Source organism: Pseudacidovorax sp. 1753 (genome assembly GCF_040544975.1).
Taxonomy (GTDB): Bacteria; Pseudomonadota; Gammaproteobacteria; order Burkholderiales; family Burkholderiaceae_C; genus Xenophilus.
The window spans coordinates 55,118-76,585 of sequence record NZ_JBEPKY010000011.1 but is presented as its reverse complement, the minus strand read 5'-3'; the positions used below and the strand labels follow the sequence as shown (position 1 = coordinate 76,585).

The 21,468-nt window shown below is 68.7% G+C and carries 19 protein-coding genes and 1 tRNA gene; 13 read left to right on the top strand and 7 right to left on the bottom strand.

What is annotated here, in order from left to right:
- The first annotated feature begins 11 nt into the window (after nt 1–11).
- The 7 genes from rpsK (at nt 12) to ABIC63_RS15285 (ending at nt 4,681) form a co-directional block, all read left to right on the top strand.
- On the top strand, nt 12–416 hold the full coding sequence (gene rpsK, locus ABIC63_RS15315) for a 30S ribosomal protein S11 (RefSeq protein WP_017760904.1): 405 nt from the start codon (nt 12–14) through the stop codon (nt 414–416).
- A gap of 143 nt (nt 417–559) precedes the next feature.
- Nucleotides 560–1,183 (top strand): 30S ribosomal protein S4, encoded by a 624-nt coding sequence (gene rpsD / locus ABIC63_RS15310; protein WP_017758444.1) that lies wholly within the window; start codon nt 560–562, stop codon nt 1,181–1,183.
- 140 nt (nt 1,184–1,323) lie between these two features.
- A complete protein-coding gene (locus ABIC63_RS15305) occupies nt 1,324–2,316 on the top strand; it encodes a DNA-directed RNA polymerase subunit alpha (RefSeq protein WP_017758445.1) in 993 nt (330 codons plus the stop codon).
- A 79-nt stretch (nt 2,317–2,395) separates the two neighbouring features.
- Nucleotides 2,396–2,794, top strand: a complete 399-nt coding sequence (rplQ, locus tag ABIC63_RS15300; protein WP_294368205.1) for a 50S ribosomal protein L17 — start codon at nt 2,396–2,398, stop codon at nt 2,792–2,794.
- Between the two features lie 19 nt (nt 2,795–2,813).
- Nucleotides 2,814–2,890: transfer RNA gene (locus tag ABIC63_RS15295), tRNA-Met, on the top strand.
- Nucleotides 2,891–3,000: 110 nt separating this feature from the next.
- Nucleotides 3,001–4,269, top strand: coding sequence for a class I SAM-dependent methyltransferase (locus ABIC63_RS15290; protein ID WP_354320394.1), 1,269 nt, complete (start codon nt 3,001–3,003; stop codon nt 4,267–4,269).
- Nucleotides 4,270–4,351: 82 nt separating this feature from the next.
- Nucleotides 4,352–4,681: a DUF1840 domain-containing protein gene (locus ABIC63_RS15285; RefSeq protein WP_354320393.1), complete on the top strand. Its 330-nt coding sequence runs from the start codon at nt 4,352–4,354 to the stop codon at nt 4,679–4,681.
- Between the two features lie 72 nt (nt 4,682–4,753).
- Here the strand turns inward: ABIC63_RS15285 and ABIC63_RS15280 are convergent, their stop codons facing one another.
- Complete coding sequence (locus tag ABIC63_RS15280; protein WP_354320392.1) at nt 4,754–5,764, bottom strand: Bug family tripartite tricarboxylate transporter substrate binding protein; 1,011 nt, start codon at nt 5,762–5,764, stop codon at nt 4,754–4,756.
- A gap of 270 nt (nt 5,765–6,034) precedes the next feature.
- On the opposite strand from ABIC63_RS15280, the gene ABIC63_RS15275 reads away from it, so the two are divergent.
- On the top strand, nt 6,035–6,472 hold the full coding sequence (locus ABIC63_RS15275; protein ID WP_155947342.1) for a hypothetical protein: 438 nt from the start codon (nt 6,035–6,037) through the stop codon (nt 6,470–6,472).
- Nucleotides 6,473–6,590: 118 nt separating this feature from the next.
- Here the strand turns inward: ABIC63_RS15275 and ABIC63_RS15270 are convergent, their stop codons facing one another.
- The 3 genes from ABIC63_RS15270 to ABIC63_RS15260 form a co-directional block, all read right to left on the bottom strand.
- Nucleotides 6,591–7,583, bottom strand: coding sequence for an alpha-ketoacid dehydrogenase subunit beta (locus ABIC63_RS15270; RefSeq protein ID WP_295371019.1), 993 nt, complete (start codon nt 7,581–7,583; stop codon nt 6,591–6,593).
- The gene (locus tag ABIC63_RS15265) at nt 7,574–8,590 is read right to left on the bottom strand and encodes a thiamine pyrophosphate-dependent dehydrogenase E1 component subunit alpha (protein WP_354320467.1); all 1,017 of its coding nucleotides are present in this window, start codon (nt 8,588–8,590) and stop codon (nt 7,574–7,576) included. Before ABIC63_RS15265 ends, ABIC63_RS15270 begins: the two co-directional genes overlap by 10 nt.
- A 189-nt stretch (nt 8,591–8,779) precedes the next feature.
- Nucleotides 8,780–9,982, bottom strand: a complete 1,203-nt coding sequence (locus tag ABIC63_RS15260; protein WP_294368356.1) for a helix-turn-helix domain-containing protein — start codon at nt 9,980–9,982, stop codon at nt 8,780–8,782.
- A gap of 144 nt (nt 9,983–10,126) precedes the next feature.
- Here ABIC63_RS15260 and ABIC63_RS15255 point away from each other — a divergent pair, with 144 nt between their 5' ends.
- Nucleotides 10,127–12,208: a PQQ-dependent dehydrogenase, methanol/ethanol family gene (locus tag ABIC63_RS15255; RefSeq protein ID WP_354320391.1), complete on the top strand. Its 2,082-nt coding sequence runs from the start codon at nt 10,127–10,129 to the stop codon at nt 12,206–12,208.
- 102 nt (nt 12,209–12,310) lie between these two features.
- On the opposite strand, the gene ABIC63_RS15250 is transcribed toward ABIC63_RS15255, so the two are convergent.
- The gene (locus ABIC63_RS15250) at nt 12,311–13,285 is read right to left on the bottom strand and encodes a tripartite tricarboxylate transporter substrate-binding protein (protein ID WP_294368361.1); all 975 of its coding nucleotides are present in this window, start codon (nt 13,283–13,285) and stop codon (nt 12,311–12,313) included.
- 158 nt (nt 13,286–13,443) lie between these two features.
- Between ABIC63_RS15250 and ABIC63_RS15245 the strand changes: the two genes are divergently transcribed.
- Entirely contained in the window at nt 13,444–14,238 is a 795-nt protein-coding gene (locus tag ABIC63_RS15245; protein WP_294368363.1) for a type III pantothenate kinase, read from the top strand.
- Between the two features lie 79 nt (nt 14,239–14,317).
- Here ABIC63_RS15245 and ABIC63_RS15240 read toward each other — a convergent pair whose 3' ends face one another.
- Together ABIC63_RS15240 and ABIC63_RS15235 are read right to left on the bottom strand one after the other, a co-directional pair.
- Nucleotides 14,318–15,412, bottom strand: a complete 1,095-nt coding sequence (locus tag ABIC63_RS15240; protein WP_476348321.1) for a M14 family metallopeptidase — start codon at nt 15,410–15,412, stop codon at nt 14,318–14,320.
- The gene (locus ABIC63_RS15235) at nt 15,412–16,617 is read right to left on the bottom strand and encodes a M20 aminoacylase family protein (protein WP_354320389.1); all 1,206 of its coding nucleotides are present in this window, start codon (nt 16,615–16,617) and stop codon (nt 15,412–15,414) included. The genes ABIC63_RS15240 and ABIC63_RS15235 overlap by 1 nt, the downstream gene beginning before the upstream one ends.
- Nucleotides 16,618–16,770: 153 nt before the next feature.
- Here ABIC63_RS15235 and argE point away from each other — a divergent pair, with 153 nt between their 5' ends.
- The 3 genes from argE (at nt 16,771) to ABIC63_RS15220 (ending at nt 21,367) form a co-directional block, all read left to right on the top strand.
- Nucleotides 16,771–17,952 (top strand): acetylornithine deacetylase, encoded by a 1,182-nt coding sequence (gene argE, locus ABIC63_RS15230; RefSeq protein WP_354320388.1) that lies wholly within the window; start codon nt 16,771–16,773, stop codon nt 17,950–17,952.
- A gap of 10 nt (nt 17,953–17,962) precedes the next feature.
- Nucleotides 17,963–19,216 (top strand): DUF445 domain-containing protein, encoded by a 1,254-nt coding sequence (locus tag ABIC63_RS15225; protein WP_354320387.1) that lies wholly within the window; start codon nt 17,963–17,965, stop codon nt 19,214–19,216.
- A 96-nt stretch (nt 19,217–19,312) separates the two neighbouring features.
- On the top strand, nt 19,313–21,367 hold the full coding sequence (locus tag ABIC63_RS15220; protein ID WP_354320386.1) for a molybdopterin-containing oxidoreductase family protein: 2,055 nt from the start codon (nt 19,313–19,315) through the stop codon (nt 21,365–21,367).
- The last annotated feature ends 101 nt before the right edge of the window (nt 21,368–21,468 follow it).

Below are 21,468 nucleotides of genomic sequence, written 5' to 3'. Positions count from 1 at the left end.
GAGAGAACAGCATGGCTAAAGCTCCTGCCAACAACGCCGCACAGCGTGTGCGCAAGAAGGTCCGCAAGAACGTTGCGGACGGCATTGCGCACGTGCATGCGTCGTTCAACAACACGATCATCACCATTACCGACCGCCAGGGCAACGCGCTGTCCTGGGCTTCCTCGGGTGGCCAAGGCTTCAAGGGTTCGCGCAAGTCGACGCCCTTCGCTGCCCAGGTGGCTTCCGAAGTGGCCGGCCGCGCCGCTGTCGAGCAAGGCATCAAGAACCTGGACGTCGAGATCAAGGGCCCCGGCCCGGGTCGCGAATCCTCGGTGCGCGCACTGGCTGCGTTGGGCATCCGCATCACGTCGATCTCCGACGTGACCCCGGTGCCCCACAACGGCTGCCGTCCCCAGAAGCGTCGTCGCATCTGAGGTGAGGCCGCCTGCGCAGTCCGCCTCCGGGCGGTCTGCGCGTTTTTGCGTTCTCGCTTTTCACAAGCCCACCGCCATCGACCGAAACGACTGATGGCTCCCGCGGCAGCAATGCTCGCGGCAGAAACCACAAGGAAAATACCGTGGCACGTTACCTCGGCCCCAAGGCCAAACTCTCCCGCCGTGAAGGCACCGACCTGTTCCTGAAGAGTGCCCGCCGCTCCATCGCGGACAAGGCCAAGTTCGACTCCAAGCCCGGCCAGCACGGCCGTACCTCGGGTCAGCGCACCTCCGACTTCGGTCTGCAACTGCGCGAGAAACAGAAGGTCAAGCGCATGTATGGCGTGCTGGAAAAGCAATTCCGCCGCTACTTCGCCGAAGCCGATCGCCGCAAGGGCAACACCGGCGCCAACTTGCTGTCGCTGCTCGAGTGCCGTCTGGACAACGTCGTCTATCGCATGGGCTTCGGTTCGACCCGTGCCGAAGCGCGCCAGCTGGTATCGCACAAGGCGATCACGGTGAACGGCCAGTCGGTCAACATCCCGTCCTACCTGGTGAAGGCCGGTGACGTCGTGGCCGTTCGCGAGAAGTCCAAGAAGCAGGCCCGCATCATCGAGGCGCTGCAACTGGCCCAGCAGGTCGGCATTCCGGGCTGGGTCGAAGTGAGCATCGACAAGGCCGAAGGCACCTTCAAGAAGGCCCCGGACCGTGACGAATTCGGCGCTGACATCAACGAATCGCTGATCGTCGAACTCTACTCGCGTTAAAGCGAGACCCAGAGGCGACCGGTGGCGCTGCCGCGCAGCGCCACCCTTGAATGTTTTTGTACCCCCTCGAAGGCATTCGAGGCGGGCACTTCACCAGCCTTACCGGTGTAACGAGCCGGGGGTATTGAGAGGAAGTCCGCATGCAAACCACCCTGCTGAAACCCAAGACCATCCAGGTCGAGCAACTGGCTGCCAACAAGGCGAAGGTCACGCTCGAGCCTTTCGAGCGCGGCTATGGCCACACGCTCGGCAACGCGCTGCGCCGCGTTCTGCTGTCGTCGATGGTGGGGTATGCAGCCACGGAAGTAACGATCGCCGGCGTGCTGCACGAGTACTCGTCGATCGACGGCGTCCAGGAAGACGTCGTGAACATCCTGCTCAACCTCAAGGGCGTGGTGTTCAAGCTGCACAACCGCGACGAGGTCACGCTGAGCCTGCGTAAGGAAGGCGAAGGTCCGGTCACGGCCGCCGACATCCAGACGCCGCACGACGTCGAGATCATCAATCCCGAGCATGTCATCGCCCACCTGTCGCAAGGCGGCAAGCTGGACATGCAGATCAAGGTCGAGAAGGGCCGCGGCTACGTGCCCGGCACCATGCGCCGTTATGCGGACGAGCCGACCAAGTCGATCGGCCGCATCGTGCTCGACGCGTCGTTCTCGCCCGTCAAGCGGGTGAGCTACACCGTCGAGAGCGCCCGCGTCGAGCAGCGCACCGACCTGGACAAGCTGCTGGTCGAGATCGAGACCAACGGTGCGATCACCGCCGAAGATGCCGTGCGCGCCTCGGCCAAGATCCTGGTCGAGCAACTGGCCGTCTTCGCGCAGCTGGAAGGCGGCGAGCTGACCGGCATGTTCGAGCAGCCTGCCCAGCGCAGTGCTCAGCAGTTCGACCCGATCCTGCTGCGCCCTGTCGATGAGCTGGAACTGACCGTGCGCTCGGCCAACTGCCTGAAGGCCGAGAACATCTACTACATCGGCGATCTGATCCAGCGCACCGAGAACGAGTTGCTCAAGACCCCGAACCTGGGTCGAAAGTCGCTCAACGAAATCAAGGAAGTCCTCGCTTCGCGCGGTCTGACCCTTGGCATGAAGCTCGAAAGCTGGCCACCGGCCGGCCTCGACAAGCGCTGAGAAGTCCTCGGGCTTCTCGCTCCACGGGGCAGTACCTGATCCGGCTGCCCCGATCAACTAAAGTCAAAAGGAAATCACCATGCGTCACGGCCTCGGTCTTCGCAAACTCAACCGCACCAGCTCGCACCGCCTCGCGATGCTGCGCAACATGTCCAACTCGCTGATCGAGCACGAAGCCATCAAGACGACCGTGCCCAAGGCGAAGGAACTGCGCCGCGTCGTGGAGCCGCTGATCACGCTGGCCAAGAACCCCACCGTCGCCAACAAGCGCCTGGCGTTCGACCGCCTGCGCAACCGCGACAACGTGGTCAAGCTCTTCAACGAACTGGGCCCGCGCTACCAGGCTCGCCCGGGTGGCTACACGCGCATCCTGAAGATGGGCTTCCGTGTTGGCGACAACGCACCCATGGCGCTGGTCGAGCTCGTCGATCGTCCGGAAATTTCTGACGAACAAGACGTGCAAACTTCGCAAGACTGACATATAATCTATTCTTCGACGCGCGATGGAGCAGTCTGGTAGCTCGTTGGGCTCATAACCCAAAGGTCGGAGGTTCAAATCCTCCTCGCGCAACCAAATTCAAGGGCCTTCTTCGGAAGGCCCTTTTTTTGTCCGTTTGCAGCCGAGAGCGCGCGGGGCGCGTGCGCGTCTGCACAATTCGGAAACTTTCTGCACAATGGCTCGCCATGCAGAGCCTGGTTCAGAAGATCGAGTCTCAACTCGTTTCTCTCCCGATTCCTGTATCGCTGCGCTTGCCCGACGGCCACCGCATCGACACCCCTGGCGCCAAGGTGCGGCTGGGTTTCTCGAGCTGGACCGGATTGGCCAAGCTCGCTGCGCGGCAGATCGGCAGTGTGGGCGAGGACTATGTCGAAGGCCGCGTGGAGATCGAAGGCTCCATGCGCGATCTGATGGCCGCTGCCGCCGCGCTCATGCCCGACAACCCGGTGGAAAGCGACACCGGCTGGTGGACGCGCCTGCTGCGCAACGCCAAGTCCCGTGGCTCGCACACGCTGCGACGCGACGCCGAGCAGATCCAGTTTCACTACGACGTTTCCGACGACTTCTACGCCCTCTGGCTCGATCCGCGCCGCGTGTATTCGTGCGCGTACTTCCGCGACGAGGCGATGACGCTGGCCCAGGCGCAGGAGGCCAAGCTCGACCACATCTGCCGCAAGCTGCGCCTGAAGCCGGGCGAGCGCTACCTCGACATCGGCTCGGGCTGGGGCGGACTGCTGCTGTGGGCGGCGGAGCACTACGGCGTGGATGCCACCGGCATCACCCTGTCGAAGAACCAGCATGCGCATGTGGAGAAGCTGATTGCGCTGCGGGGCCTGGAGAGCCGGGTGCGCGTCCGCCTCATGGACTATCGTGAACTCTCAGCCGAGCAGCCTTTCGACAAGATCTCGTCCGTGGGAATGTTCGAGCATGTGGGCAGTGCCAACATGGGAACCTATTTCCAGGATGTGCGTAAGCTGCTCGCGCCTGGAGGCCTGACGCTGCAGCATGGCATCACCTCGGGCCAGCTCGACTACCGTCAACTGGGCGCGGGCATGGGGGACTTCATCGAAAAGTACATCTTCCCGGGCGGAGAGTTGTTGCACGTGACGACCGTGCTGCGCGAGACGGCGCACGCAGGTCTGGAGATGGTCGATACCGAGAATCTGCGGCCGCATTACGCCCGCACGCTTTGGGCCTGGTCCGACGCCCTTGAGGCTCAACTCGACAAGGCGCGCGAAGTGCTTGAAGTCACCGCAGGTGCCGAGCGTGGCGGGCGCATCCTGCGGGCCTATCGCCTCTACCTTGCGGGTTGCGCGATGAGCTTCGAACAGGGATGGATCGCCTTGCATCAAATGCTGTCGGCCCGACCCGACGGCAAGATTTCGTCCCACGCCATGCGCGGCGCCCAGTCGCTATACCCTTTCTCGCGCGATTACATGTACGCGCCGCGGTAGGAACGGCGTAAATGCGTGGCCCGGGAACCGCGGCCATGGGCGCAGGTCACAACAACAAACAAGTGCGAAAAGGAGTACCCGCATGCTGTACCGCTTCAAGTCCCAGGCTTCGGCCGACGTGGTGATGCTCGAACCGAGCGCCCGCCATCTTCTCGAGATCATCGGCAAGACGCCCGGCGCGCCCGGCGTCATCACGGTGGACCAGATGCCCGCCGCCATCTCGGCGCTGGAGGCCGCGGTTGCCAATGAAGCCAAGATGGCCAGTCATGGCAACCACGACACCCATGCCGTCGAGGACCACGACGCACGTGCCGAGCAGGAACATGTGTCGCTGCATCAGCGGATCACGCCGCTGCTGCACATGCTCAAGGAGTCGCACGGCGAGGGCAAGGACATCGTCTGGGGCGCTTGAGCCCGTTCGATCCCTCACCCCGAGAAAATCAGGCCGCATGCATCGCATGCGGCCTTTTTCATGGCGGCGCGGTCAGTCGACCTTGGCGCCCGAGGCCTTCACCACCTGGGCCCACTTCACATGCTCGCGCTCGATGTGCTGCGCGAAGGCCGCAGGCGTGTTGCCGCCAGGGATGGCACCCTGGGCCAGCATCTTCTCCTTGACGGCAGCGGTGGCCAGCGACTTGGCCACTTCCTGCTGGATGCGCTGCACGATCTCAGGCGAAGTGCCAGCCGGCGCCAGCAGGCCGAACCAGGAGCTGGCTTCATAGCCCTTGAGCGAGGGTCCGCCAGCCTCCTCCACGGTCGGCACGTCGGGCAGGGCGGCCGAGCGCTGGCTGCTGGTCACGGCCAGCGCCTTGAGCTTGCCGGCCTTGATCTGCTGCATGGAAGAAGGCAGGTTGTCGAACATCACGTCGGCATTGCCGGCCACCATGTCGAGCAGCGCGGGCCCGGAGCCCTTGTACGGGATGTGCGTCATGAAGGTGCCGGTCATGCTCTTGAACAGTTCGCCTGCGAGGTGGATGGAGGTGCCGCTGCCGCTCGAGGCCATGTTGAGCTGGCCCGGATGCGAACGCACATAGCGGATGAAGTCCTGGACGTTCTGGATGCCGTACTGCCTGGCCTTGTCGGCGTTCATCTCCATCACATTGGGCACCGAGGCCACCAGCGTGATGGGCACGAAGTCCTTGATCGGGTCATAGGGCAGCTTGGGATACAGCGCACGGTTGATGCCGTGCGTGCCCACGGTGCCCATCAGCAGCGTGTAGCCATCGGGTGCGGAGCGCGCCACGATCTCGGCGCCGACGTTGCCGCCGGCCCCGGCGCGGTTGTCCACGATGAACTGCTGGCCGAAGGCCTTGGAGAGTTCCGGGGCCACGGCGCGGGCCAGGATGTCCGTGGTGCCGCCCGGCGCGAAGGGCACGACGATGCGCACCGTCTTGGTGGGCCATGTGTCCTGCGCCTGGGCGATGCCGCCGGCGCCAAGCAGCACGGCAGCGAGGGAGGCCACGGCCACGAGGCGGCGACGCGGGATGGAATGCATGAGGGAAGTCTCCTGACGAGGGGGAAGGCCCGGAGCCGCCTGCGCGAAGGGCCGCGGCGGCGCGCCTTCGTGCGAAGGCGCCATCCGGGGAAAAGGCCAAGGCCTGGTTTTACCTGGGCGAGACAGCGCCTCGATGGGTGAAAACCCCTCTCGTCCACGCCGTGAATACGCGGTGGCGCGTGGGGAGTCGGCACAATCTCTGCCTTTCGCATGCGCCTCCCTTCCGGCTGCCCGCACGCTGCCGCGAAATCGCTTTCGACCTCCCGCTCGATGACCGTCGCCTCCCGCCTTCGCGCAGCCGCCGCCTGCCTGCCGGCCGCCGCTTTTTGTCTGTTGGCGGCAGGGTGCATGGACGGTTATCCGACCGAGGATGTGATGGCCCTCGACGCCATGGGGCCTGCCGAACATGTGCAGGCCCTCAACCGGCGCCTGGGGGAGGGTGGCGGCCCTCCGATGCGTGTGGCGATGGGTGCCGACTGCCGGCTGCAATGGCAGGGCGCGTCGGAACCCGCCTCGTTGGCGCTGCCGGCGATCTCGGTACGCTTCGACACCGACCCCGACACCGGGCGCTATCTCGTGCTGGTGGCCGAACAGGCGGGTCAGCCGCCCCGCACGGCCTTCGAGGTCAGGGACTGGGTGGCGGCGGTCGCCTTCCGTTCGCATCTCCAGCAGTTGCAGCATCTGTGCATGGCACAGGCCGACGCCTGAGCGCGAGGGAGCGGCGAATGAGTCGGCGGCCCGCCGCGTCCAGGCGCGGCGCGCATCGTCGCTGCCGCCGCGCAGCCGGCCTGCCCGTGCCGCCGCGAGTCGGCATGCCGCCATCGATTCAGCCCACCAGCCGAAGCGCCGCCGCCTCGATCGCCTCCACCCCTACCCGGGACTGCGCCTCCAGCACCGGCGCATAGCCCACCGGAATGCGCGGTGCCCCGAGGCGCGCGATGCGGCAGCCCGTCGCCTCGGCCGCCGTGGCCGCGATTTCCGCCCCGAATCCGGCGGCCTGCACCGCCTCGTGCACGACCAGCAGCCGGCCGGTGCGGCCGCAACTGTCCAGCACCGTCTCCCGGTCCCAGGGCCAGAGCGTGCGCAGATCGATCAGGTCGACGGCGATGCCGGCGGCCGCCAGTCGCGCGCAGGCCGCTTCGCACACCTGGACCTGTCGGCTCCAGCTCACCATCGTGAGGGCATCCCCATGGCGCCGGTGCGCCGCGCGCCCCAGCGGAACGGCCAATTGCGGATCGACGGTGCCGCGCTGGCCCCACAGCGTCTTGTGCTCGATGTAGACCACCGGGTCGCCGCAGTCCAGCGCGGCCCGCAGCAATGCATGGTTGTCCTGCGGCGTGGAGGGGCTGACCACCACCACCCCCGGCAGATGCGCGAACCAGGCTTCCAGCGACTGCGAATGCTGCGCGGCCGAGGCGTCCCAGATGCCGCCCGGCATGCGCGCCACCATTGGCACGCGGCCCTGGCCGCCGAACATGAAGCGGTTCTTGGCCGCCTGGTTGACCAGCTCGTCCATGCCGCAGAGCGCGAAGTCGACCACCCGCATCTCGACCACCGGCTTCAAACCCGCCAGTGCCATGCCGACGCCGGCGCCCATGATGGCCGCCTCGCTGATCGGTGTGTCGATCACGCGCTGCGGGCCGAAGCGCTGCTGCAGCCCCTGGTACTGGCCGAAGATGCCGCCCCGGCCCACGTCCTCGCCGAGCACCACCACGCGTGCGTCCTCGGCCATCGCCTGGCCCAGTGCCTGCGCGGCGGCCTGGGCGTAGCTCCAGTCGTGCACCGCGTGGACCGTCGAATCGTCCGTCGTCATCGCCATTGGCCGGCTCCCGTGGTCTGCACATCGGTGAAGGCGGCGGCAACCTCGGGCCAGGGCGCGGCATCGGCGGCGTCAAGGGCCGCCTGCACCTCGTCCAGGGACTCGCGTTCGATCTGCACGAGCCGGGCCTCTTCGATGCCATCGGCCCGCAGGCGGGCGCGTGCACGGGCGATGGGATCGGTCTCCAGCGCGGCGGCCAGTTCGGCGGGGTCGCGGTAGGCGGCCACGTCCACCGACACGTGGCCCTTCACACGGTAGGTGAGGGCATGCAGCAGTCGTGGACCCTGGCCGGCGCGCACCTCTGCCACCAGCCGGCCGGCGGCCTCGTGCACGGCGAAGACGTCGTTGCCGTCCACCGGCGTGGCGGGAATGCCCAGCGCCACGGCGCGGGCCGAGGCGCCGTCGCCGGCCGTCATCGGCCCGCTGGCGGTCGTGGCGCTCCAGCGGTTGTCCTCGCAGACGAAGAGCACCGGCAGGCCGTACACCTGCGCCCAGTTGAGCGCTTCGAGGAAAGGTCCCCGGTTGATCGCGCCGTCACCGAAGAAGCACACGGTGATGTCGTCGCTGGCGCCGCCGCCGGGCAGCAGGCTGCGCAGCTTCTGCGCATGCGCCGCACCCACCGCGACGGGCAGGCCGGCCGCCACCACGCCGTTGGCGCCCAGCATGCCCACCGAGAAATCGGCGATGTGCATGGAGCCGCCTTTGCCGCCATTGAAGCCGGTGGCCTTGCCGAAGAGCTCGGCCATCATCCGCGCCAGATCGGCGCCTTTGGCCAGCGTGTGGCCGTGGCCGCGGTGGGTGGAGGTGAGGTAGTCGCTGGGCCGCAGATGGGCACAGACGCCGGCGGGCACGGCTTCCTGGCCGGTGGAGAGGTGCAGCGGGCCGCGCACGCGGGCGGCGCCGCCGGCCTGCTGGCCATAGGCGCTCACGCCGCCCTGGCTGGCCGTCTCGGCCGCGTTCTCGAAGGCACGGATGCGCTGCATGGTGCGGTACAGCGCCAGGGCCATGGGGCCGCTGGTCGTGGATGTCACGGGGCTTGTCTCCTCTTGCTTCTGCGGATCCGGCTCGAGCGGCCGGTCGGGTGATGCTAGCGCGCGTGCCCGGCGGGGCGAGGACGCTGCGGCGACAGCCTGGGTGAGACCCGCATGGGGGCGGCATGAGCCTGCCCGCTGGGTCGGCCGCTGCCGGGCTCCCTGTCAGCCGGGCTGGGGCCGCTGGCGCAGTCGGCGGTACAGCGTGCCACGCGACACCCCGAGCTGGCGCGCGGCGCGGGCGATGTTGCCGCCGCTTTCCTGCAGCGTGCGTTCGATCAGGTCCTGCTGCAGGCCGCGCAGCGTGGCAGGTGCAGGCTCTATGCCTCCCGCATCGGGCAGGGGCGCCGGAGGCGGCGTGCGTGTCGGGCTCGACAAGGCGACGCCATGACGCAGGTTGAGGCCATCGCTGCCGGGCAGACGCACCTGTGCCCACACACCCAGGCCGCTCGTCAGGCGCAGTGGCCTGGCCCCGTCGCCGCCCCCGAGCCGCAGCAACCCGTGCAGGTCGCGGCCGAAGAAGCGCACGGCCGAGCGCGCCAGAGGATCGCGCGGCAAGGGCCCGAGCAGGCGCGAGGCTGCCGTGTTCAGCCAAGCCACGCGCCCATCCTGCGACACGCCGGCCATGGCTTCCAGCGGCGTGCCCAGCAGCGCAGGGCTGGCCTGGAAGCGCAGCACGAGATGCTCGCCGGACTGGCGGGCAAGCAGCCGGTTCTCGATGACGGTGGCATACAGACCCACCATCGAGCCGGCATCGAAGCCGAAGCGGCGCGACTCCACCGACAGGTCCAGCACGCCCGCCAGGCGGCCGTCCACCCCGCGGATCGGCGCGGCGGCGCAGTGCACCTGGCGGAGCGTGTCGAAGTAGTGTTCGCCCCCTTCGACCGTGCTGGCCTGCCCGGTGCACAGCACGATACCCGGTGCCGTGGTGCCCACCACCGACTCGGCCAGGTTGACCCCCAGCCGGGCCGTACGGCCCAGCACCGGTTGCTGCGGTGCCATGGGATGGTGCGTGACATGCAGCAGCACGCCCTCGCGATCAGTGAGGATGACGCGACAGTCCGTGCCCGACAGGGCGCCCTCCATGGCGGCGATCTCGGTGGCCGCGGCGTCGAGCAACGCTCGGTTGCGCGACAGTGCGCCGTGCAGCCGGCTGGGCGTGACCGGATCGAAGGCGATGGTGCGGCCGGGGTTCTCGTGCCGACGGCGGCAACGCATCCAGGACTGCAGCACCTCCTCCGCCACCAGACCCGAGGGACGGTCACCTTCGTCGAAAAAGCGCGTGCGTGCCTGTGCAGTCCGCTCTTCGGGCGTGGTGGCGAACAGCTGGCGCGGCGTGTGGGCACCGGTGAGTGTGGCAGTCGGCAAGCGGAACCTCCTTCGGCTGCGGCCGACTGTGTTCCGCAATGGAACAGGCCAGCACCCGGGAATTCCCGAGGGTGAAAGGGCCCCCTGCGCGGCGGCATCCTCGAAGGCGTTCGCTTCAACCAAGAACCGAGAAGGAGACACACGATGAGGCTTCTTGCGCTCGCGGCGCTGGCTGCCTGGGCCTGCCTGGTCCAGGCCCAGAACACCGCTCCCAAGGCGGCACCGGCCGCCAAGGTCGACGGCAACTTCATCCGGGCCAATGCCCAGAAAACGCCCGAATGGCCCAGCGTGGGCCTGGACTACGCGGAGACCCGCTACAGCCGGCTCGACCAGCTCAACACCGGCAATGTGGGCCAACTGGGCCTGGTCTGGTCGTACAACCTCGAATCCACGCGCGGCGTCGAGGCCACGCCGCTGGTGGTCGACGGCGTGATGTATGTGACGGCCTCCTGGAGCGTGGTGCATGCCATCGACGTGCGCACCGGCCAGCGGCTGTGGAGCTTCGACCCGCAGGTCGACCGCGCCAAGGGCTACCGTGGCTGCTGCGACGTGGTCAACCGCGGCGTGGCGCTGTGGAAGGGCAAGGTCTACGTCGGTGCCTTCGATGGCAGGCTGATCGCGCTCGACGCCGCCACGGGCAACAAGCTGTGGGAGAAGGACACGCTCATCGACCATGCCCGCAGCTACACCATCACCGGCGCGCCGCGGGTGTTCAAGGGCAAGGTCATCATCGGCAACGGCGGCGCCGAATACGGCGTGCGCGGCTACATCACCGCCTACGACGCCGAGACGGGCGACCAGAAGTGGCGCTGGTTCACCGTGCCGGGCGACCCGTCCAAGCCCTTCGAGGACGAGGCCCAGGCCCGGGCCGCCAAGACCTGGGACCCGGCCGGCAAGTGGTGGGAAAGCGGCGGCGGCGGCACGGTGTGGGACACCATGGCCTTCGACCCCGAGCTCAACACCATGTACATCGGCACCGGCAACGGCTCGCCGTGGGCGCGCAGCAAGCGCAGCCCGGCCGGCGGCGACAACCTGTACCTGGCGTCCATCGTGGCGCTGGACCCGGACACCGGGAAGTACAAGTGGCACTACCAGGAGACGCCCGGCGACAACTGGGACTACACCTCCACCCAGCCGATGATCCTGGCCGACATCAAGCTGGACGGCAAGCCGCGCAAGGTGATCCTGCATGCGCCCAAGAACGGCTTCTTCTTCGTCATCGACCGCACCAACGGCAAATTCATCTCGGCCAAGAACTTCGTCGAGGTGAACTGGGCCACGGGCTACGACAAGAGCGGCCGGCCGATCGAGGTCGCCGCCGCCCGGGACGGCACCAAGCCCAACGATTCGATCCCCGGTCCCTTCGGTGCGCACAACTGGCATCCGATGTCCTTCAACCCCAAGACGGGACTGGTCTACCTGCCTGCGCAGCATGTGCCGATCACGCTCATGGACGACAAGGACTGGAAGTTCAACGAGAACGCGCCATTGCGTCCGCATTCGGACCTGGGCTGGAACCTCGCCAAGTTCGCCAATGCCGAGCCGCCCAAGAGCAAGCCCATGGGCCGCCTGGTGGCCTGGGACCCGGTCAAGCAGAAGGAGGCCTGGGGCGTCGAGCATGTCTCGCCCTGGAACGGCGGCACGCTGACCACCGCCGGCAACCTGGTCTTCCAGGGCACGGCCGACGGCCGGCTGGTGGCGTATGACGCCCGCGACGGCAAGAAGCTGTGGGAGACGCCCACCGGCACCGGCGTGGTGGCGGCGCCGTCCACCTACATGGTCGACGGCAAGCAGTATGTGTCGGTGGCCGTGGGTTGGGGCGGCGTGTACGGACTGGCCCAGCGCGCCAGCGAGCGGCAGGGCCCTGGCACCGTCTACACCTTCGCGGTGGGCGGCACCGCCAAGATGCCGGAGTTCGTGCAGTACCGCATGGACAAGCTGCTGCAGGGCGTGAAGTACGACCCCGCCAAGGTGCAGGCCGGCACGGGGCTGTACGTGAGCAACTGCGTCTTCTGCCATGGCGTGCCGGGCGTGGACCGCGGCGGCAACATTCCCAACCTGGGCTACCTCGGGGCGCCTTACATCGAGAACCTGGACAAGTTTGTCTTCAAGGGGCCGGCCATGTCGCGGGGCATGCCGGACTTCACGGGCAAGCTGAGCATGGAGGATGTGGAGGCGATCAAGGCGTTCATTCAAGGCACCGCCGACGCCATCCGACCGAAGTAAGGAGCCTCCCCCAGGCTGCGCGCTTCCACAAGAGGAGGCGTGTCTTGAACGACAAAGGCCCGCCATCGCTGGCGGGCCTTTGTCGTTGGTGCGGGCCTGTGATCAGTCGGCGTACACGCCGGCTTCCTTGATCACGGGGCCGAAACGGGCCACTTCGGACTGCACGAACTTCTTGTGCTCGGCCGGGTCGCTGCGCTTGTCGCTCACCACCACGGCGCCCAGGGCTTCCTCGCGGCGGATGAAGTCCGGGTCCTTCAGCGCGGTCTTGAGCGCGTCGTTGAGCTTCTTGAGCACCGGTGCCGGCGTGCCCTTGGGCGCGTACAGGCCGTGCCAGATCGTCACCTGGAAGTTCTTCAGGCCCTGCTCGTCCAGCGTCGGGATGTCCTTGAGCGCTGGGGTGTTCACCCGCTTGAGCGTGGTCACGCCATAGGCCTTGACCTTCTTGGCCTCGATCTGGCCGGTGGTGTTGGTGGTCTGGTCGCACAGCAGGTCGATCTGCCCGCCCATCAGGTCGGCGATGGCCGGCGCGGTGCCCTTGTAGGGCACGGTCGTCATCTCGGCCTTCAGCGCACTCTGGAACAGCAGGCCGCACAGGTGCGAGGCCGAGCCGATGCCGGCGTTGCCCAGGTTGACCTTGCCCTTGTGGGCGGCGATCCAGGTCTGCAGCTCCTTGAAGTTGTTGGCTTCGAGCTGCGGCTTGCCGATCAGCGTCATGGGCACGTCGTTGATCATGCCCAGGTACTCGAAGTCGGTCTCCCAGTTGTAGCTGAGCTTGCGGTAGAGCACCGGGGTGGTGGCCATGCCGACGTGGGTGACCAGCAGGGTGTAGCCGTCGTTCTTGGCGCGGGCCACCTTGGCATTGCCGATGGTGCTGCCGGCGCCGGCGGTGTTGTCCACCACGATGGTGGCGCCCAGGGCCTTCTGCATGGCCTCGGCCAGGTCGCGTGCCACCTTGTCGGTCGGGCCACCCGCCGCGAAGGGCACGACGAAGGTGATGGTCTTGCCATCGGGGAAGTCGGCAGCCTGCGCGCCGAAGGTGAGGGCGGCAAGGGCGGCCAGGGCGATGGTCTTCTTCATTCGAAACTGCTCCGACAGAGGGTGAAAAGGACCTGAATGGTAGGGACCGGCCTTGTCCGGGAAATTCCGGATTTCCCTAGTAGGACGGCTGCAGTGCGGTCCTCCTGATCCGGCGCAAGCCGGGGCGCGGTCAGGCGGCGGGGCAATAATGCCCGCCCATGCCTTCCCTCCTCGCACTCGACATCGGCAACACGCGGCTCAAGTGGGCGCTCTACGCCCAGGCCCAGCCAGGCAGCGTGCCGCTGGCCTCGGGGGCCGAGTTCCTGGACCACATCGACCGCCTGTCCGAAGGGCCCTGGGCCTCGCTGCCCGTGCGGCCCGATGCCATGATCGGCTGCGTGGTCGCGGGCGACGCGGTGCGCCGCCGCACCGAGGAGCAGGTGGAGGAGAGCTTCGATTTCGAGCCGCGCTGGGTGGTGTCGAGTGCGGCCGAGTGCGGCATGGTCAACGGCTACGACCATCCGACGCGTCTGGGTGCCGATCGCTGGGTGGCCATGATCGGCGCCCGCCATCGCATGCTGGCGCAGGTGGCCGGCGGCCGGCCGCGGCCGATGGTGGTGGTGATGGTGGGCACCGCGGTCACGGTCGAGGCCATCGATGCCGAAGGCAAGTTCCTCGGCGGCCTGATCCTGCCCGGCCACGGCATCATGCTGCGCGCGCTGGAGTCGGGCACCGCCGGCCTGCATGTGCCCACCGGCGAGGTGCGCGAGTTTCCGACCAACACCAGCGATGCCCTCACCAGCGGCGGCACCTATGCCATCGCCGGCGCCGTCGAGCGCATGGTGCAGCACGTCCGCCGTCACTGCGGGGCCGAGCCCGCCTGCTACATGACCGGCGGCGCGGGCTGGAAGATGGCGCCGTCGATGTCGGTGGAGTTCGAACTGGTGGAGTCGCTCATCATGGACGGCCTGCTGGTCATTGCCGGCGACCGCGCCGCGCGCATCGCCGGCTGAGCCACCGGCGTCCTGTCTCTCCCATCCCAACCCCTCGGCATTGCCGCGTGCAGGGCTGCACGCCCCGCGTTACCAACGCTCAGCCGCGCAGCCCTTCGGCTGCCTGGAACAGCGCCTCGCGCGCCTGGTCCACGATGCGCTGCTTCCACACATCCGTGTCGGTGTAGAAGGCCGCCCGCATGCGCTGGTGGATCGACTGGGCCAGCTCCGGCGCGACCTCGGGATGCAGATGCAGCCAGTGGTCGCCGCGCATGGCGGTGAGCACCTCCATCAGCGGCTCGGTGCCGTATTCCATGGCGATGCCGGTGAATTCGGCCTGCGGGCATTCTTCGTAGGCCGAGCTCCACATCAGCCCGGTGAGCAGGGCCGAGGCCGAACTGCCGTCATAGATGGAGGTGACCGGCGTCGTGCCACCGCCGCCCCACCAGGCGCTGGCGCGCGCGTAGGCGGCGGGGTCGTTGCGGCCCGCGAAGATGCGCTCGCCCAGGCCGCTGGGCCCCAGCCCGGTGTGCAGATCGATCCAGGCCAGGCGCCTTGCGCGGGCGGCATGCTGGCGCAGTACCTGCCGCAGCGTGCGTTGGCTCCAGGTTGGCGCCTGCCCGCCGAAGAACATGCCGCCGGCGAAGGCGTACTGGCCCTGCGTGACGGCGGCCTGGAACTCGCCCATGCCGTGCTTGGCGATCCAGTGCTCCAGCGCCTCCTGGTCGCGGGGCGCGGGCGGCCACTGCGGCGGCAGCAGCAGCGCGTGCAGCTTGGCATAGGGCTTGTTGACGGGCAGCGGCGCCGAGAAGTCCTGGAAGTTGCGGTTGAGGTCCACGTTCTCCTGCGTCACCCGCCGCCCGTGCGAGAAGCCGTGCGGATTGAGCGCATGGATGTAGACCACCGCCACGCCGGCATCGCGCGCCGCCGCGCGCCAGGCCACGTCGTGCAGCGCATGCACCTGCACCCCGCTGCCGCAGTGGCCCTCCACGCCATGGCAGGCGCTGGTCACGATCAGCACCCGCTCGGCATCGGCCGGCCCATCGCGCGCCACGTCCAGGGCCAACGCTTCGCCGTCGGCGCCGGGCAAGGGCAGGGGATGGGTCTCGACCGGGATGCCGGCCGACACGCAGGCCGCCAGGAATTTCTGCCGCGCCAGCGCGTAGCTGGGCGAGAAGGCCTGCGTGGCGTCCATCACTTCTTCGCGGCCGGGGGCTGGGCGAGGAATTCTTCCGCCAGCTTTACCCACACGCTGGCGCCCAGGGGGATCAGCTCGTCGTTGAAGTCGTAGCTGGCGTTGTGCAGCACGCAAGGCCCTTCGCCATGCAGATGCGGCCGGTGGCTGCCGTCGCCGTTGCCGATGAAGGCATAGGCGCCGGGCTTGGCCTGCAGCATGAAGGCGAAGTCCTCGGAGGTCATGGCCGGCTCCTGGCGCAGCACGTTGGCCTCGCCCACCACGCCGGCCATCACTTGTCGGGCGAAGTCGGCCTCGGGCGCGGTGTTGATGGTGGGCGGGTAGTAGCGCACGAACTCGAAGTCGCACTCGGCATCGTGCGCGGCGCAGATGTGCTCGGCGATCTTGCGCATGCGCGCCTCGATCATGTCCAGCACCTCCACCGAGAAGGTGCGCACCGTGCCGGTGAGCTCGCAGTCGTTCGGGATCACATTGTTGGTGTCGCCCGCATGCACCGTCGTGACCGAGATGACGGCCGAGTCCAGCGGCTTCATCTTGCGCGTCAGGATGGTCTGGAAGGCCTGCACCATCTCGCAAGCGATGGGCACTGGGTCCACCGTGGTGTGGGGCAGGGCAGCGTGCCCGCCCTTGCCGCGCACGGTGATGTAGAACTTGTTGCCCGAGGCCATGACCGGCCCGGGGCTGACGGCGAACTGGCCGGCCGCCATGCCGGGCCAGTTGTGCATGCCGAAGACCGCTTCCATCGGGAATTTCTCGAACAGGCCGTCGTCGATCATGCGCTTGGCGCCGCCGCCGCCTTCTTCCGCCGGCTGGAAGATCAGGTAGACCGTGCCGTCGAAGTTGCGGTTCTCCGCCAGATGCTGGGCCGCGGCCAGCAGCATGGCGGTGTGGCCGTCGTGACCGCAGGCGTGCATCTTGTTGGCATGCTTGCTGGCGTGGTCGAAGGTGTTCAGTTCGTTGATGGGCAGGGCGTCCATGTCGGCGCGCAGGCCCACGGCGCGATCGCTGCTGCCGTTCTTGACGATGCCGACCACGCCGGTGGTGCCCAGGCCGCGGTGGATGGGAATGCCCCATTCGGTCAGGCGGGCCGCGACGACATCGGCGGTGCGCACTTCCTCGTAGGCCAGTTCGGGATGGGCATGCAGGTCGCGGCGGATGGCGGCGATCCCGGCCGCCTGGGTGACGATCGAGTCGATGAGCTTCATGGAAGGCAGTCTAGTGGGGGCAGGCCGGCGCAGGCTGACACGCCCGGGATGCCGGTGCAAGCAATACGGATGCCCGCGGCAGGGGCAAGCCCGCCTTCCGGCCTTGCCGCAGGGCGGGATGGGGACAAGGCGGCGCGGCCACAATCCGGCCCCATGAGCCAACTCCCGCTTTCCGACCGCGCGCTGGCCTTCGCCCAGGCGCTGGTGCGCATGAACACCATCAGCGACCGCAGCAACCTCGAACTGATCGAGTTCGCGCGCGATCACCTGGCCAGCCTGGGCGTGAAGAGCCGGCTGACCTGGAATGCCGAGCGCACCAAGGCCAACCTGTTCGCCACGCTGGGCGAGGGCAAGCCGGCCGGCGTGATCGTCTCGGGCCACACCGACACCGTGCCGTGGGAGGGCCAGGCCTGGACGGTCGATCCGCTCTCCGCCGTCGTGCAAGACGGTCCCGAGGGGCTGTCGCTCTTCGGCCGCGGTTCGGCCGACATGAAGAGCTTCATCGCCATCGCATTGGCGAATGCCGAGCGCATCCTGGCCGGCAACGCTCCCTTCGCGGTGCACTTCGCCTTCAGCTACGAGGAGGAGATCGGCTGCTTTGGCGTGCGCGAACTCATCGCCGACATGCGCGACGCTGGCGTCAGGCCTCTTGCCTGCATCGTGGGCGAGCCCACGTCCATGGTGCCCGCCATCGCGCACAAGGGCGTGTGGCGCTACCGCTGCTGCGTGCGCGGCAAGGAGGCGCATTCCTCCCTCACGCCGCATTCTGTCAATGCCATCGAGATGGCGGCGCGGGTGGTAGGCAAGGTGCGCGACATGGCCGAGGCCTTCGAGCGCGAGGAGCCGCGCTACGACGGCTTCGACGTGCCCTTCTCCACCGCCAGCGTGGGCCAGTTCCACGGCGGCATCGCCGACAACGTGGTGCCGCGCGACGCCGAGTTCCGCTACGAATTCCGCGACCTGCCCACGGCCGATGCACGCGCCATGCAGCAGCAGGTGGTCGACTATGCGCGCGGCCTGGAGCCCGGCATGCAGCGCGTGGCGCCCGATGCGGGCTTCCGCTTCGAGACCATCTGCGAGATCCCGTCCTTCCTCGGCGGACGGGATGACCCGGTCACCCGTCTGGCGCAGCGTCTGGCCGGCGAAGCGGGCACCACGCTGGTCGCCTTCGGCACCGAGGCGGGTCTGTTCAAGAACGCGGGCATTCCCACCGTGGTGTGCGGCCCCGGCAGCATCCAGCAGGCGCACCAACCCGACGAGTACGTGACGCTCGCGCAGTTGGCGCGCTGCGAGGCCTTCATGCACGGCCTGGCCGACAGCGCCGAGATTGGCTGACACCCGGCCCATGGCGGCTGCGACGGGCCCCGGCCCGATGAAGCGGATGGCGCTGGCGCTGCTGGTCGGCGTCGCGCTGCTGTATGCCCTGGCCACCTGGCAGGAAGCGCGCGGCGGCCACGCCGGCTGGGGCTGGCTGGCCGCCTTCGCCGAGGCGGCCATGGTGGGCGCCATCGCCGACTGGTTCGCCGTGGTGGCGCTGTTCCGCCATCCGCTGGGCCTGCCGATTCCGCACACGGCCATCCTGCCGCGTAGCAAGGCGCGGCTGGGCGCCAACCTGGCGCGCTTCTTCTGCGACAACTTCCTGGGCACGGCGCAGGTGCTGGCCAAGCTGCGCGCCTTCGATGCGGCTGGGCGTCTCGCGGCGTGGCTGTCGCGCCCCGCGCAGGCCGAACGGCTGGGCCGCCTCGGCGTGGCAGCTGCCGGCCAGGTGATGGAGGCCGTCGACGACCAGCGGTTGCGCGACTTCCTCGGCCGCGCCGCGGCGGCGGGCCTGCGGCAGCTGGACTTCTCGCGCACCGCCGGCCAGGTGCTGGAGACACTGACGGCCGAAGGCCGCCACCAGGCCATGCTCGACGCGGTACTCGGCCACGCCGCGCAGTGGCTCGACGACGAGGCGCTGCAGGACCAGCTCACCGAATCCATCGCGCAGGAGGTCAAGGCCCTGCGCTACGTCGGCCTGGACCAGGTCGCGGCGCGCCTGGCCACGCGCAAGCTGGTGGCCAGCATTGCGCGGGCGCTGGGCGAGACGGCGGCCGACCCGGCCCATCCGCTGCGCCAGCGCTTCGACGCCACCATGCAAAGCTTCGTCCAGCGCCTGCAGCAGGACCCGGCCTTCGTCGCCCGCGGCGAACGGCTGCGCGACGAGTTGCTGGCCCACGATGGCCTGCGGAACTACCTCGACGGCCTGTGGCAGCAGCTGCGCGACTGGCTGCAGGCCGACCTGGCGCGGCCCGATTCGGCCATCGGCCAGCGCATCGCCCGACTGGCGGCTTCGCTGGGCGAGCGGCTGGCCTCGGACGCCGGCATGCGCGCCTGGCTCAATGAGCAGCTGGAGCAGGCGGCCCCTGCCGCCATCGAACGCTGGCGCGAGGACATCCGCCGCTACATCGAGCAACGCGTGGCCGACTGGGACACGGACGAGCTGGTGGCCGAGCTGGAGCAGCACGTGGGCCGCGACCTGCAGTTCATCCGCATCAACGGCACGGTGGTGGGCGGGCTGGTCGGCGTGGCCATTCATGCGCTGACCTTGATGCTGAGATGAACAAAACGCGATGGCGCGGTGCGCCACGCACTCCTAGACTCGCCCTTCCACGTGCCCCGCGCCACCGACGCCTCCGCGATGACCATGACTGCCGCCATGCCCACCCCCGACACGCACACCGTCCTCGGCGCCTGCCCGCACGACTGCCCCGACACCTGCGGCCTGGTCACAACGGTGCAGGACGGCGTCGCCATCAAGCTGCAGGGCAACCCGGCGCACCGCCACACCGGCGGCGTGCTGTGCACCAAGGTGTCGCGCTACCTGGAGCGCAATGCCCACCCCGAACGGCTCACGCAGCCGTTGCGCCGCGTGGGCCGCAAGGGCGAGGGCCGCTTCGAGCCGGTGAGCTGGGACGAGGCGCTGGACGACATCGCCGCCCGCCTGAAGGCCATCGCCGCCGATGAGCCGCAGGCCATCCTCCCGTACAGCTACGCCGGCACCATGGGCCTGGTGCAGGGCGAATCGATGGACCGGCGCTTCTTCCACAAGCTGGGCGCCTCGCTGCTGGACCGCACCATCTGCTCCACCGCCGGTGGCGAGGGCCTGGGCTACACGCTGGGCGGCAAAGTGGGCATGCGCATCGAGCATTTCGCGCAGGCGAAGCTGATCCTCATCTGGGGCAGCAACGCCATCGCCAGCAACCTGCATTTCTGGCGCCATGCGCAGGCCGCCAAGCGGGCGGGCGCGCGGCTGGTCTGCATCGACCCGCGGCGCACCGAGACGGCGGACAAGTGCGACGAGCACATCGCCCTGCTGCCGGGCACCGACGGTGCGCTGGCCCTGGCGCTGATGCACGAGTTGATCGTGCACGACTGGCTGGACCACGACTACATCGCCCGCCACACGCTGGGCTGGGAAGCGTTGCGCGAGCGCGCCCTGCAATGGCCACCGGCGCGCGCCGCCGCCGTGTGCGGTGTGCCGGTGGCGCAGATCGAGGCCCTGGCGCGCGATTACGGCACCACGAAGCCGGCGGCGATCCGCCTCAACTACGGCATGCAGCGCGTGCGCGGCGGGGGCAATGCAGCCCGTGCCGTGGCCTGCCTGCCGGCGCTGGTGGGCGCCTGGCGGCATCGGGCCGGCGGCTTGCTGCTCAGTGCCTCCGGCCAGTTCCCGGTGGACCGCGCCACGCTGCACCGGCCCGACCTGCTCGCGGGCCGTCAGCCCCGCACGCTCAACATGAGCAGCATCGGCGATGTGCTGACCGGCGACGCCACGGCCCTGGCCGGCGGGCCGGCGGTGAAGGCCGTGGTGGTCTACAACAGCAACCCGGTGGCGGTGGCGCCCGAGTCGGCCAAGGTGGCGGCGGGCTTTGCGCGCGAGGACCTGTTCACCGTGGTGCTGGAGCAGTTCCAGACCGACACGGCCGACCATGCCGACTACCTGCTGCCCGCCACCACGCAGCTGGAGCACTGGGACATCCACTTCAGCTACGGCCACACCGACGTCATGCTCAACCGCCCCGCCGTGGCGCCGCGCGGCCAGGCGCGCAGCAATGCCTGGGTGTTCCGCGAGCTGGCGCGCCGCATGGGCTTCGACGAGCCCTGCTTCACCGACGACGACGAAACGCTCTGCCGCCAGGCCTTCCGCCCCGAGGCCATCGACTGGGCGGCACTGGAGCGCGACGGCTTCGCCACCCTGCCGCTGCCGGAGGCGCCCTTCGCCGAGGGCGGCTTTCCCACGCCCTCGGGCAAGTGCGAATTCTTCAGCGCCCGGCTGGCGGCGCAGGGTCTGGACGGGCTGCCGGACCACCTGCCCAACTACGAGCCCGCAGGCAGCTCGGCCGACTATCCGCTGGCCATGATCTCGCCGCCGGCGCGCAACTTCCTCAACTCCACCTTCGTCAACGTGACCAGCCTGCGGTCCATGGAAGGCGAGCCGCTGGTGGAGATCCATGCCGACGACGCTGCGGCGCGCGGCATCGCCGACGGCGCCATGGTGCGGGTGTTCAACGCGCGCGGCGAGCACCGCTGCCGCGCCGAGGTCTCGCGCCGCGCCCGGCCCGGCGTGGTCAACGGCCTGGGCATCTGGTGGCGCAAGCTGGGTGTGGACGGCACCAACGTCAACGAGCTGACCAGCCAGCGCCTGACCGACTTGGGCCGCGGGCCCACCTTCTACGACTGCCTGGTGCAGGTGGAGGCCGTGGCGGCGTGAGCGGGCCCGCCGCCGGCCCGGATGGCGTGCGCACCCCGGGCGATGTTGCAGGGACACCGGCGCGGCCGAGGCGGCGGCGCCTGTTGTTGGCCACCGGCGGG